General features: G+C 35.4%; 12 protein-coding genes. 1 reads left to right on the top strand and 11 read right to left on the bottom strand.

Annotation, left to right across the window (positions count from 1 at the left end):
- The 11 genes from Q5O30_RS06000 to Q5O30_RS05950 form a co-directional block, all read right to left on the bottom strand.
- On the bottom strand, positions 1-1,164 hold a 1,164-nt coding region (locus tag Q5O30_RS06000; RefSeq protein WP_302674611.1), incomplete at its 3' end, for a hypothetical protein.
- Positions 1,165-1,305: 141 nt separating this feature from the next.
- Positions 1,306-3,729: a homocysteine S-methyltransferase family protein gene (locus tag Q5O30_RS05995; protein ID WP_021952847.1), complete on the bottom strand. Its 2,424-nt coding sequence runs from the start codon at positions 3,727-3,729 to the stop codon at positions 1,306-1,308.
- Positions 3,719-4,399 carry a vitamin B12 dependent methionine synthase activation domain protein gene (locus tag Q5O30_RS05990; RefSeq protein ID WP_021952846.1) on the bottom strand — a complete coding sequence of 227 codons (681 nt, stop codon included), beginning with the start codon at positions 4,397-4,399 and terminating at the stop codon, positions 3,719-3,721. Before Q5O30_RS05990 ends, Q5O30_RS05995 begins: the two co-directional genes overlap by 11 nt.
- A gap of 20 nt (positions 4,400-4,419) precedes the next feature.
- The gene (metF, locus tag Q5O30_RS05985; RefSeq protein ID WP_021952845.1) at positions 4,420-5,289 is read right to left on the bottom strand and encodes a methylenetetrahydrofolate reductase [NAD(P)H]; all 870 of its coding nucleotides are present in this window, start codon (positions 5,287-5,289) and stop codon (positions 4,420-4,422) included.
- Between the two features lie 256 nt (positions 5,290-5,545).
- Positions 5,546-5,905: a GerW family sporulation protein gene (locus tag Q5O30_RS05980; RefSeq protein ID WP_021952844.1), complete on the bottom strand. Its 360-nt coding sequence runs from the start codon at positions 5,903-5,905 to the stop codon at positions 5,546-5,548.
- Between the two features lie 12 nt (positions 5,906-5,917).
- Positions 5,918-6,868 (bottom strand): hypothetical protein, encoded by a 951-nt coding sequence (locus Q5O30_RS05975; RefSeq protein WP_021952843.1) that lies wholly within the window; start codon positions 6,866-6,868, stop codon positions 5,918-5,920.
- A gap of 3 nt (positions 6,869-6,871) precedes the next feature.
- Entirely contained in the window at positions 6,872-7,201 is a 330-nt protein-coding gene (locus Q5O30_RS05970; protein ID WP_021952842.1) for a hypothetical protein, read from the bottom strand.
- Between the two features lie 26 nt (positions 7,202-7,227).
- Positions 7,228-8,616 carry a hypothetical protein gene (locus Q5O30_RS05965; RefSeq protein WP_021952841.1) on the bottom strand — a complete coding sequence of 463 codons (1,389 nt, stop codon included), beginning with the start codon at positions 8,614-8,616 and terminating at the stop codon, positions 7,228-7,230.
- Positions 8,617-8,638: 22 nt separating this feature from the next.
- Entirely contained in the window at positions 8,639-9,895 is a 1,257-nt protein-coding gene (locus tag Q5O30_RS05960; RefSeq protein ID WP_021952840.1) for a diaminopimelate decarboxylase, read from the bottom strand.
- Between the two features lie 34 nt (positions 9,896-9,929).
- The gene (gene malQ / locus Q5O30_RS05955; protein WP_021952839.1) at positions 9,930-11,423 is read right to left on the bottom strand and encodes a 4-alpha-glucanotransferase; all 1,494 of its coding nucleotides are present in this window, start codon (positions 11,421-11,423) and stop codon (positions 9,930-9,932) included.
- Positions 11,424-11,437: 14 nt separating this feature from the next.
- On the bottom strand, positions 11,438-12,367 hold the full coding sequence (locus tag Q5O30_RS05950; RefSeq protein WP_021952838.1) for a hypothetical protein: 930 nt from the start codon (positions 12,365-12,367) through the stop codon (positions 11,438-11,440).
- A gap of 277 nt (positions 12,368-12,644) precedes the next feature.
- On the opposite strand from Q5O30_RS05950, the gene Q5O30_RS05945 reads away from it, so the two are divergent.
- Positions 12,645-13,141 (top strand): BadF/BadG/BcrA/BcrD ATPase family protein (locus Q5O30_RS05945; RefSeq protein WP_302674610.1); only part of this gene is annotated, 497 nt, incomplete at its 3' end.

The following is a 13,141-nucleotide window of genomic DNA, read 5'->3' as shown; positions in this document are numbered from 1 at the left end:
CATACCACCTGTGGAAGCTGTGTAATCTTTGTTCTCTTTTTTTGCGACGTTAATTTTCTTAGTAACGTCGCTGCCATCCATACTAGACATTATGGTATGTCCACCGCGGGTGGCTGTCCAATTACTTTCTATCTTAACGTATCCACCTACAGGAATATCCTGAGACAAAGTAATTGTCTGGAATGATGAACCATCTATAGCCATATTAACTGTGTACTTTGTTCCTGCCGGTATTACTACATTACCTGTGTTCTGAACTAAGGTTACAAATGTAATTACATCTCCCTCATATATTTCACTTGGGAATCCGCCTAAAGCCACTACCTTAGCTTCCATGTTTTCAGTAGATGCTGCAGCTATCGTAATGCTAACCTGACCTGTAACCGAACTATTATCGTCTATTTTAATAGACGCATCTGCTGTAAAAACACCTGCCTCTGTAGGCTTCCATTCATTCACTGTCACTGAGCCTGTCTCTCCTGCAGGGATTGTGATAGTTCCCTTTAGTGTCTGATTGCCAATCTTCACAGCAACATGCTTATTCATAACCATCTGGTCACCTTCATTTTTAGCTGTTACTGTAATCTTTACAGTATCTCCTACCTTTGGATTTTCAGGAGAATATGTTATTCCCGTAATTTTAACATGATCATATATTGGTTTCGTAGTCGGAGCTTCAGTTGTAGTTTCCGGTGTAGTCGGTGCTACTGTTGTTGTCTCCGGTTCCGCTGTTTCCGGCTCTGTAACAGGTTCTGCACTATTTACGTCTCTTTGAGATGTACGGTTATTATTGGATGTATTTCCATCGTTTATATCAGCAATGGCCGTAACTAAACATTTGCCACTATATGAACCACTTACTGTGTATTCAACCCTTGCTGTTTTTCCTGTGCCTAAACCTGCCGCAATCTTTTCAGTTCCTATGCTTTCCCTATTAACATAAAATGACATATTAAAGTCACTTCCAACACTTGCTGCTCCCACATTTTTGTAGTCAGCATATACCTTTGTAGCGCCATCTTTCTGATAAATGCCAACTTTAGTTATAACAACATCATAATCGACAGCAGCCTTTACTGAATAACCGGTTACCAAATTCAAATTCATAACCATAGTAAAAGCCATAAGTAAGCTAAGTATTTTTCTTATCTTCCCTTTCATCATTTGTTTCTCCCTTCACTATTTATTTATCAATTCTGCGTTTAACGTTTAACGAACCATATACTAAAATTGTATTATTTTATTGGCATAATGTCAAATACAACTTAACGTTTATATTGTTGTAAAATCGTTTTTTCCTAAACTTTAATCACACAAAACTTCCTTAGCAATATCTGCGCTCATTTTTGCATCCTTTGCATAGTAATCTGCCCCTATCTGCATAGCATAATCTGCTGTTAAAACAGCACCGCCTACCATAACCTTGCATTCTACATTATTTTCACGTAAAAGCTTAATGGTTTCTTCCATTGAGCCAAGGGTTGTTGTCATAAGAGCTGACAAACCTACCAGATGAACATCATTTTCTATAGCTGAATTAACTATAGCCATAGGGTCTACATCACGGCCTAAATCAATAACATCAAAGCCATAATTTTCCAGTATAACCTTAACAATATTTTTCCCAATATCATGTATGTCACCTTTTACTGTAGCTACTATTATTTTACCCTTACTTTCAGATACCTCACCGTTATTTGCCAGATAATACTTGATTTCCTCGAAGCATTCCTTAGCCACATCTGCCGCCAAAATAAGCTGTGGAAGGAATATTGTGCCTTTTTCAAATTTATCTCCCACCACATCCAGTGCCGGAATAAGCATTTCGTTAATTATCACCATGGCATCTGTGTTGTTTAACAAATCCTTAGTTATACTTCTTCCGTCATTTTTCATTCCTGTTTCCATTGCATGAAGAAGCATATCTGCCTCTTTGCTTCCAAGAGATACTGCTCCTGCACTTTTTACCGTTTTTGTTTCTGTAGAATCTTTTTTAACAGCTACCTCTATGGGATTATTGTTAGAATACTCTATAAAATCCATTGCATTTTCATCTATTGCCGCTAATACCTTATATGTTTTAACAGCCCACACCATAGATGAAACATTAGGATTAATAATAGGTAAATCCAAACCACTGTGAAGTGCCATTGTAAGAAATGTTTTATTTACAATTTCCCTGTTAGGAAGTCCAAAGGAAATATTTGATACTCCAAGAACTGTTTTAAGTCCCAATTTATTTTTTACAATATTAAGTGCCTTAAGAGTTTCCTGAGCAGCCTTCTGTTCAGCAGAAACCGTAAGAGTAAGGCAGTCAATTATAATATTTTCTTTTCTGATTCCGTATTCCATTGCCCTGTTCATAATTTTTTCGGCAATTTTTACTCTTCCTTCTGCACTATCCGGTATGCCGTTTTCGTCTAATGTAAGACCAATAACAGCAGCACCGTATTTGGCAACTACAGGAAGTATTTTATCAAGAACTGCATCCTCTCCATTAACGGAATTGACTATAGGCTTCCCGTTGTACACACGAAGAGCCGCCTCTAAAACTTCCGGCTTGGTGGAGTCTATCTGCAATGGCACGTCTACAATTGACTGAAGAGCTTTAATGGTTTTAATCATCATTTCTCTTTCGTCAATTTGAGGCAGACCAACATTTACATCTAATATATCTGCTCCACCTTCTATCTGTTCTATAGCCTGTCCTAAAATATAATCCATGTCATTTTCAATAAGCGCCTGCTTAAAGCGTTTCTTTCCTGTTGGATTAATTCTTTCCCCAACAATTCTAGGCTGATTTACTACAACGGTTTTAAGAGGTGAACATACAGCCATTTCTCCACTGTAATTATTTTTCTTGAAATCGCCGTTTTTCTTTGCTTCTTCAAGCATTTCCTTTAATCTTGCAACATATTCCGGAGTTGTACCACAGCATCCACCCATAACCTTTGCACCAAACTTAAGCATTTCCTTACAGATAGTTGCAAATTCATCTGCCGATACATTGTATGTATTAGTGACCGGATCAGGCAATCCTGCATTAGCCTTTACCACAATAGGAAGGTATGTCCACTTGGATATTTCCTCAACTATAGGAAGCAAGTCTTTTGGTCCTAATGAACAGTTGACACCTAATGCATCTACCCCAAGTCCCTGCAATGTGAGACACATGGCAGATACGGAACATCCCGTAAATGTACGCTTATTTTCTTCAAATGTCATTGTAGTCATTACAGGAAGGTTAGAATTTTCCTTTGCGGCAAGAACGGCAGCCTTTGTTTCTAGCAAATCAGTCATTGTTTCTATTACAATAACATCTGCTCCCTCAGCAGCTACCACTTCTTCCTTAAAAATATCATATGCCTCTTCAAAAGTAAGGCTTCCTGTAGGTTCAAGAAGTTGACCTATAGGACCTAAATCAAGGGCAACTAATGTATCTGTACCCTTTGCTGCTTCCTTTGCATTTTTAATTGCAGCACTAATTAATTCATTTACGGAATAACCGGTATTTTCCATTTTGTATCTGTTAGCACCAAATGTGTTGGCATATACTATATCAGCACCTGCTTCAATATAACTTTTATGAATATCCACAATCCACTCCGGCTTTAATATATTCAGGGTTTCAGGAACTGTTCCCACTTCCATACCTTTCTTTTGAAGCATTGTTCCCATTGCTCCATCTAAAAGTACATAGTCTCTCTCAAAAATACTATTACCTGCCACAGCTTTTTCCTTCCTTTCTAAATTGACATTTTTCTCTAAAATTACATGTATCACAGCTCTTTTGACTGGAAACCTTAAGATTGTGTCCTAAACCTATAACGCAGGTTACGGACTTAGTAGGAGTAAGCATCATACTGCTGTTTACACAAACCCCCACACGCTTTGAGGCATCTAAAATTTCCAGAAACTTTTTCTGACCCTCTAGAGGAAAATCATCATATCCCAATCCAAATCTCCATGTATGCTCATAGTCCTTAAAATCCTTTAATATAACCTCTTCCGCCTTATCACATACTTGTTCAATAACGGCAGAAGCCAGACTATCTGTTATGATTGCCTCCGTCATACCTGTAATCTGTTTTTTTCTAATTAGCAAATCAACATTTCCCGACAAGGTTGCACACATAAACACCACTTTTTCGCAGTTTTCAAGATGATTAGCAATTGCCTTACCCTCTAATTTAAACTCACTGTTAGGTATCTGACCGTCAACCAAATCAAACACCTTATATGTAAACTTAGGCTCCATAGCCTCTTTTAATTGTTTTGCACACAACAAAAGAAGCTCTTTTGTTGTGTCATCGGGAATCTGATTCCCATATCCCATATATCTAAGAGCTTCATCGAAATTAATGTCTTCAATTATAACGTTTCTGTTATTATTTACCATAATGCCAACCTGTTTATCTATTAGTTTTTTATGATACTTTCAACACTTTTTGTTATTTTTCCTGCAATATAAGGATCATTCATAGTGTAAATGTGAATACCCTCAACACCATTGGCTACTAAATCAATTATCTGGTCAATGGCATATGAAATACCTGCATCTCTCATAGCTTCCGGATTATCACCAAAACGCTGTAACACCTTTGAAAGCTTTGCCGGGATACTTGCACCACACATGGAAACCATTCTTTCTATCTGTTTCTTGTTGGTTACAGGCATTATTCCTGCCTCAATAGGAACATCAATCCCTGCTATTCTTACTTTCTCAATAAAGTCATAAAAAGCATTGTTATCAAAGAATAACTGAGAAATAAGATGGTCTGCACCTGCGTCAATCTTTTTCTTAAGATTTTTTATGTCAGCAATCATGCTTTCTGCTTCCTGATGTACCTCCGGATAGCATCCTCCTGAAACATTAAAGCCCATATTTTTTGACATAATATACTCAGTAAGTTCTGATGCATACCTAAAATCATGCTTTAATTCAAAATTATGATTAACATCTCCTCTTAAAGCAAGAATGTTGTCTATTCCCTTTTCCTTTAATTCTTCAAGTATTCTGTCAATGTCTTCCTTTGTGTTGTAAAGACATGTTAAATGAGCAATAGTTTCAATACCGTATTCGTTCTTTATTTTAGAACACAGGTCTACTGTTGTTGCATTTGCAACACCTACTCCTCCGGCACCATAAGTTACACTAATAAAATCAGGATTTAACTGTTTCAATTCCTCAAGTGTCTTATAAATTGTTTCTACACCACTTTCCTTCTTTGGTGGAAAAACCTCAAAGGAAAATACTGTTTTTTTCTTAAATAAATCTGCTATATTCACTTATTTCTCCTTATCAGGGTTTGCAGCAAAACAAATTAAAACCTGCTATAAGGCATATAATTATTATGCAAACCACAAAAAATGTACTTTCTATTAATAACGATAATGTCATTCCCACTGCTAACCAGAATAAAGCAAAACCACATAACTTATGCATCTTTTTTCCTATCCTTATTGTTTATGATATATTTTATGCATTTATTGCGTTTTTTTACCACCAAATCAGGATTTTGCCCTATCTTTCGGTAATAATTTATTAATCGTTTATATTCTCATCTTCATCATAATCGTCATCATTTTTTGATGTAAACTTATTTACAATATCAGGCACCATATCAATAATTCTTGAAATTCCATCATTGTCTTTTACGCTAATAAGCTTTGATGAACCATCTTTAATAATAAGAACGGCACTAGGAGTAATTTTTCCTCCTACACCTCCTGTCCCGTTGTCACCCTTTGAAAAAGTACCGATTCCCATTCCAAAAGATACATCTGCCATTGGTAAAATAATGGTTTCACCTACCACTATAGGTTCTCCTACCACAGACTTTGTAGTAATAAACTGTTCCATTGCCTTTAATAAGTCATCTGTACTTTTTTTATTATCTGCCATATGCTGCCTCCTTTAGCTTAATTTTCTTATTACACTTCTAAGTTTCTTGTTCCAATATAATCTTAAGATATAATATCCGGCAATGCCCACCGTAACTGTACCCTTCGCCTTGATGTTGCCTTCCATTACCTTATTTTCAAAATCAGCGTTTATTCTAAAATGCTTTGGATTAATGTTAAACATACCAAATATCACGGCAATGTATCCAATGGCTTTTCCTGTTTCATCGGGATACTCAAATCCGATTCTTAAATTGCCTCTGACTTTTTTAGGTAGTATATGTTTTAATATCTTTAAAACATATTTTTTTGCAAACCTGTATGCCTCTTTTGTTCTGTTTGTAGTAAGAATTTTCTTGTATCTTACCACCTTTTTCTTTAAATTATCTAAATTTTGAAAACCTTCTTTTATTCTATTGTATATATCCTTTATTTTATCTTTAATTTTCGTAATTATTTCAGATATTTTAATTTTTTTCTTAGGCTTGTCCTTAGGCTTTTTTAAAGTTGCATCTTTCTGTTTTTCAGATACATCTTCTTCCTGTATATTTATATTAATAATATCGGACTTGTCTTTATTATCTGCATTCCCCTGCCTGCCTTCCGTTTTTGCCGGGGGGGGCAATTCATCCTTACTTATGGTGTTCTCAGCAGTTTCCTTCTTTACATTATACTTAAAATCATCTTCTGATTTTTTTGAATGCTTTTCTTTTTCAGAATACCTTTTTACAGTAATTCCTAAAATTCTTAAACAATATTTTTTCCCGGTATTATTTATTACAAATCCAAAATGTACTATACCAAACAGCCAGAACGCCTTAACTGTAGCATTATATGACTTTTCATTTAAATCAGCCTTTGCCCTGTAACTAATGGGAAATAGCAATATAAGAAAGGCAAGAGTAAGTAGAACCAACAATACTATACCTATTATTTTTAAAATCAAAAACAAAATATGTACCATAGGCTATGCTTCCCCTGCTTCCATTTTGCTCATTATATATTTCTTAACTTTAACTTCTCCCGTATCATTAAGGCAATCCATTATAATCAGCTGTATCATATCCATTGCCTCTTCCATGCCTTCAGTTATTCCCACAACTACAATGTCTGAATCCCGATACCACTTCTGATTTAAAATATTTGACGGGTATATTTCCAATGTATCGTAGTCATTTTGTGGCAAAGTGATAACGTACTTATTTAATTGAGGTTTTCCATTTTTTATTTTTCTCATAACCTGTCTTTTTTTATCCAAAAGGTTATACCCTACATATAAATCTTCGTACCATCTCATATACCACTCCTGCTACAACTTTAAAGCTAAGCCTGCATTATACCATTTAAAATTTCTATACACGCCAGCTTTTCAGCCTTATCGTTACATGTTACCAGTGTATTGTAAATAAAATCCTGAAGTTCACTTATATTATTAAAGAATATTGGAAGTTCAGATATTGCAACGGACAAAACCGCTCTGTTTACTGCCTTTTCGTTATCCTTAAATAACTTAGCGTACTCATCACATAACTCCTTTTTCTTAGTTTCAATGTAATCTTCATCAGCAACAGAATTATCCGGTTCTTTCTCCATCTCCACAAACATACTGTCAGAATTTAATTTTGGAAGTCTATACACAACCTCATAAACCTCGTCAAGCTGTAGCTGAGAAATGGTTTCCGAAAAACTCTCCTTTATCTGGTCTGTTATATCATAAGAAGCAAGCAACGGATAAATCTTTTCCTGCTCCCCTTCTAACATAACGAACATATCCTCTATTTCTTCTAATGTTTTCGGACTGAATTTGTTCATAAATAAAAGGTTGGTATCCTTTATTATTTCCACGCAGCCTTTTACTATATTGTCATTTACGCAAAACTCATTGGTATACAGCACTAAAAGCAAATCGTTAAGGATTTCCTGTATCATCATTGCCCCGTCCATCTGTTCATCAATATATGCGGCAATTTCTGAAAGAATATCCTTTGCCTCTTCGTACTGCTCATTTGTAATTTCCTTAAAGTGTATATCCTTTAACTGTTTAAAGGCTTCTGCCAAATATGGATAGCTTTCCTCCATGGATGCTGTTTTTTCAAGCATGGAGGAACTTTTTATCATATACAGAAAGTCATCCACGCTATCTTTTGTACTTCCATTGTATATAGACAAACCGTTTGAAAGCATATCATAAAACTTACTTTTAGTTAGTTTTAAAGGAAGCTGACCTACAACATCTTTTATTTTGCTGTTGACCATCATGTTATCTTCATCTTCAAGTATATACTGCATAAGTTTTCTTGTATAATTTTCATCAGAATAGCCATCAGGAAGTTCATCATCCCTAAACCTGTATTCAACACGGTTAATAGCGTGCTCGTATATATTATACATATCCACATAACAGGTAACATCTTTTACTTTTCCAATGATTTCATCTCTGATTTCATTTAACGTATCAATATCTTCCGTCACGTTTTCGTTGTTATCTTTGGCGCATTTTTCTATGATACAGTTTACTTTTTTTAAATAAGAATCATAATCTGCATCCATTATTCCGTCGCTTTCCTGTTTCACAACGTAATAAGTATAATAATTCATGGCAAGTCTTATAAAGGCATATTTATTATTTATTTCCATAAATTTACCATAATATTCCTTAAGACCGCTTTCTACATTTCTGTTTTTTAATAAATCTCCAACTATCTTCTTCATAAAAGCCTGCTCTTTACTATTTTTATTTCATAATATCGCAGAAATCAAAGGTTGCAAAGTAATCTTTAGGTGTTTCTGCTCTTCTGATCATTTCAACACTGCCGTCTTCCTTTAACAGCAATTCAGCTGAACGTAATCTGCCGTTGTAATTATACCCCATAGCAAATCCGTGAGCCCCTGTGTCGTGGATGTATATATAATCTCCCATATCAATTTTTGGAAGTTTTCTGTCCACTGCAAATTTATCGTTATTTTCACAAAGCGAACCTACAACATCATATACATGGTCGCATGGTGCATCTTCTTTTCCTAAAACCGTTACATGGTGATATGCCCCATACATTGCCGGTCTCATAAGGTTTGCAGCACATGCATCTACCCCAATATATTCCTTGTAGATATGCTTTTCGTGAATTGCCTTTGTTACCAAAGCACCATATGGTCCCATCATAAAACGTCCCATTTCAGTGTATATTGCCACATCATCCATGCCTTCCGGTGTAAGGATTTCTTCATATACTTTTCTGACACCTTCTCCAATAGCCATAATATCATTTGGCTTCTGATCCGGCTTATATGGTATACCAACGCCACCTGAAAGGTTAATAAACTTAATATTTGCTCCTGTTTCTTTTTTAAGAGTAACTGCCAACTCAAATATTGTTTTGGCAAGCATTGGATAATATTCATTTGTTACTGTATTGCTGGCTAAAAATGCATGAATACCAAAATTCTTTACACCCTTTGCCTTTAAAATCTTAAATGCCTCTGTAATCTGGTCTAAGGTCATTCCATATTTTGACTCTCCCGGATTATCCATAATGCCGTTGCATACTTCAAAAACTCCACCCGGATTGAATCTGCAGCTTACAGTTTCCGGAATACCACATTCCTTTTCCATAAAATCTATCATTGTTATATCATCTAAATTAATAATTCCCCCAAGGCTGTTGCAGTAAGCAAATTCCCCTTCCGGTGTTTCATTAGATGAAAACATTATTTCATCATTTCTAAGTCCTAACTTGTCTGCTATCATTAATTCTGTATATGATGAGCAATCAACTCCACAGCCAACTTCTGCTAACTTCTTTATGATAAAAGGATTAGGGGTTGCCTTTACTGCAAAATACTCTCTAAAGCCCTTATTCCATGAAAAAGCCTCATATACTTTCTTTGCATTGTCGACAAATCCTTTTTCGTCATAAATATGAAATGGTGTAGGATATTTCTTTACAATTTCCTGTACCTGTTCAAGTGTAATAAATGGTTTTTTAGTCATTTTCAGTCCTCCTGGTATCTTTTTTTGTGTTTATTTATCTGCCATAAATATCGCATAAGTATCTTAATCTTTCGATTTTATCATGGCTAAATTGTCCATTTAACATTCTCCATCTCCAATTTGTCCCCATAGATGACGGCAGATTCATTCTGCCAATATGACCTACCTTAAGTACGTCCTGCATCTGGAATATAACAAGATTTGCGACACTTTCATATGCTGTTTTAAAAACTTTGTCAACTAAATCTTCTATACTTCCGTTTCTGCATTCCATATATTCCCTTATGTAGCCTAATTCCCAGTGCTGCATTCCTGAAAAATACCCAACCAAAGTATCATTGTCATGGGTTCCTCCATATGCCACAACATTTGGAATCCAGTTATAAGGAAGATGGTCATTTTTTCTATCTCCGTCAAAGGCAAATTCCAGTACCTTCATTCCCGGATACCCTGACTTTTCCAGCACTTCCACAACCTCAGGCATTTTAACGCCTAAGTCTTCTGCAATTATACTTTTACCGTTAATGGATTCATCGATTGCCTTAATTAAATCCATTCCCGGTCCCTTACACCACTTACCGTTTCTTGCGTCATTATCCTCAGCAGGAATGGCATAATACTTAACCGTTCCTATAAAATGGTCAATACGGATAACATCATAAAGATTTGCTGAATGTTCCATTCTCTTTCGCCACCAGCTAAAGTCATCTTTTTTGATTTTTTCCCAGTCATAAAGAGGATTTCCCCATCTTTGACCTGTCTCAGAAAAAGCATCAGGTGGAACCCCTGCCACTTTCTTTGGTTCTAAATCTTCGTCTAACTGGAATACTTCCGGATTCTGCCACACATCAGCAGAATCCATTGCCACATAAATAGGGATATCTCCAATAATTTCAATTCCCTTTTCGTTGGCATATTCTTTTAACTTATTCCACTGCTTATAAAACATAAACTGAATAAATCTGTAGTAATCTATTTCTTCAGCTAATTCCTCTTTATATAGCTGTAAAGCCTTTTCTTTTCTGAATTTAATATCATCATCCCAGCTTTGCCATGCCATGTAATTGAATTTCTTTTTACATGCACAATATAGACAATATCCATCAAGCCAGAACTCATTTTCTTCTAAGAAGTCCTGATATTCCTCTGTTCCCAAATGCTTGCTGTTATGATATGCCTCTTTTAAAACAGTAAATCTTGAATTATACATCATTCCATAATCTACATACTGTTCTTCCATATTCCATCTGAAACTTTCAACGTATTCTCTTGTTAAAAGTTCCTCTTCAATAAGCATATCAAGGTCGATAAAATAAGGATTTCCGGCAAATGCCGAAAACGATGCATAAGGACTGTCCCCATAGCTTGTAGGACCAAGAGGCAATACCTGCCAGTATTTCTGTCTTGCCATTACAAGATTATCCACAAATTCGTATGCACTTTTTCCAAAGGTTCCTATACCGTACGGTGACGGTAAACTGCTAACCGGCATTAAAATTCCGGCGCTTCTACTAAAATTTTCCTGCATTTTATTCCTTCCCTTTATTTATGTTCGTGAGTAAAAAGATGATCCTGACAATATTCCTTATTTCCACTGCACTTTGAACAATATCTAAAAGTAAGATTAGGGTCATCTAACTCTGTTCTTCCACATATATAGCACTTATGAAGTGCTCCATTTTCGTGCTTTACAGGTCTTGCCTGACGTACCGACTGCCTGTATTCATGTCTTCTTTTTACCTGTTTAGGATTAAACCTGCTTTTATTTCGTGTTCTTAACCAGTAAATCAAGAAGTTAAGAAGTGATACAACAATTAGTACCGTAATAACTATTGCCACAACTGTTGTATTATTCTTAAATGCATCAAAAATATCAACTAAAAGAAAGGCTCCATATAAATATCCCATCCATTTAATCTTTATTGGGATAATAAAATACAATAGCAGCTGCTCCTCCGGATATGTTGCCGCAAATGCCAGAAAAATTGACATATTAACATAAAAAGTGCTTACGTAGCTTCCAAACACTGCTCCAAAATAGTAGGTATAATCTGATATTCCATAAGCTGTCATTTCACTAAACGCAGATGTTGGAAGTATGCCAAAATATACCACTCCCATTAAAATTCCATATAATACCAAAGCACCTAATATGGTAAATATAAATCCCGAAAAAATAAATACATTGTATCTGTAAGTTCCCCATGCTCTTTCTAACCCCTGACCTAACTGGTAGTACAGTAAAAGCATGATAATTGTAAATATGGAAAGCTGTTCCGGTGGCATTAAAATCCATGTGAATATTCTCCACACCTGTCCCCTGAATACCCAGTAGGGATTAAATGCCAGAAATTCCGATATTTCCGGGCTTATTATCTGTAACATATACCCGATGATATAGGCCACAATCAAATATACTGACAAATTTTTTATTGCATATTTTCCATATTTTCTCTCAAAATTTGATGCCATATAAAATGCTCCTGTCTAACATGTTAATCTTTTCTACAATCCAAATTACAGTATAAATTCTACACCTGTGTTTGTCAAACTACTTTATACTTTGTATTAATATATTTTATACATTTCACCAAAAATTCATTATTTATACTCACCCACATAATATAGTTTAGTTGTTTTTTTCATGTATTTATATTATAATAGGAAGTCGTTTTGAGAATTATTTTCAACATTTTAGACTATTTATGTCTTATTTAGGCATTTTTATATGAATTAATTGGAGGATTAAATGGATAATAATTATTACACTCTGGGTATTGATATTGGCTCTACTACAGTTAAAATTGCCATATTAGACCAGAATAAAAATATGGTATTTTCAGATTATGAAAGACATTATGCTAATATTCAGGAAACCCTTGCTTCACTGTTAAAGAAAGCGCAGTCACAATTAGGAAATGTGGAACTTGCCCCTATGATTACAGGCTCCGGTGGTCTTGCTTTGTCTAACCATCTTAAAGTTCCATTTGTTCAGGAGGTTGTGGCAGTTGCTTCTGCCCTTGAGGATTATGCACCTCAAACTGATGTTGCCATTGAGTTAGGTGGCGAGGATGCCAAAATTATATATTTCACTAATGGTATTGAACAGCGAATGAACGGTATCTGTGCCGGTGGTACAGGTTCTTTTATTGACCAGATGGCATCTCTTCTTCAGACAGACGCTTCCGGTCTTAACGAATACGCAAAGAATTACAAAGCACTTTACACGATTGCTGCAAGATGTGG

The organism is Eubacterium sp. CAG:161 (assembly GCF_000432355.1).
Classification (GTDB): Bacteria; Bacillota; Clostridia; order Lachnospirales; family Lachnospiraceae; genus Eubacterium_G; species Eubacterium_G segne.
This window is presented reverse-complemented; position numbering and strand designations above follow the sequence as displayed.

Excerpts from the sequence above, each read along its gene's own strand:
- Q5O30_RS05950 (WP_021952838.1), bottom strand. The coding sequence starts at position 12,367 with ATGGCATCAAATTTTGAGAGAAAATATGGAAAATATGCAATAAAAAAT.
- malQ (WP_021952839.1), bottom strand. The coding sequence starts at position 11,423 with ATGCAGGAAAATTTTAGTAGAAGCGCCGGAATTTTAATGCCGGTTAGC.
- Q5O30_RS05965 (WP_021952841.1), bottom strand. The coding sequence starts at position 8,616 with ATGAAGAAGATAGTTGGAGATTTATTAAAAAACAGAAATGTAGAAAGC.
- Q5O30_RS05980 (WP_021952844.1), bottom strand. The coding sequence starts at position 5,905 with ATGGCAGATAATAAAAAAAGTACAGATGACTTATTAAAGGCAATGGAA.
- Q5O30_RS05970 (WP_021952842.1), bottom strand. The coding sequence starts at position 7,201 with ATGAGATGGTACGAAGATTTATATGTAGGGTATAACCTTTTGGATAAA.
- Q5O30_RS05990 (WP_021952846.1), bottom strand. The coding sequence starts at position 4,399 with ATGGTAAATAATAACAGAAACGTTATAATTGAAGACATTAATTTCGAT.
- Q5O30_RS05960 (WP_021952840.1), bottom strand. The coding sequence starts at position 9,895 with ATGACTAAAAAACCATTTATTACACTTGAACAGGTACAGGAAATTGTA.
- Q5O30_RS05975 (WP_021952843.1), bottom strand. The coding sequence starts at position 6,868 with ATGGTACATATTTTGTTTTTGATTTTAAAAATAATAGGTATAGTATTG.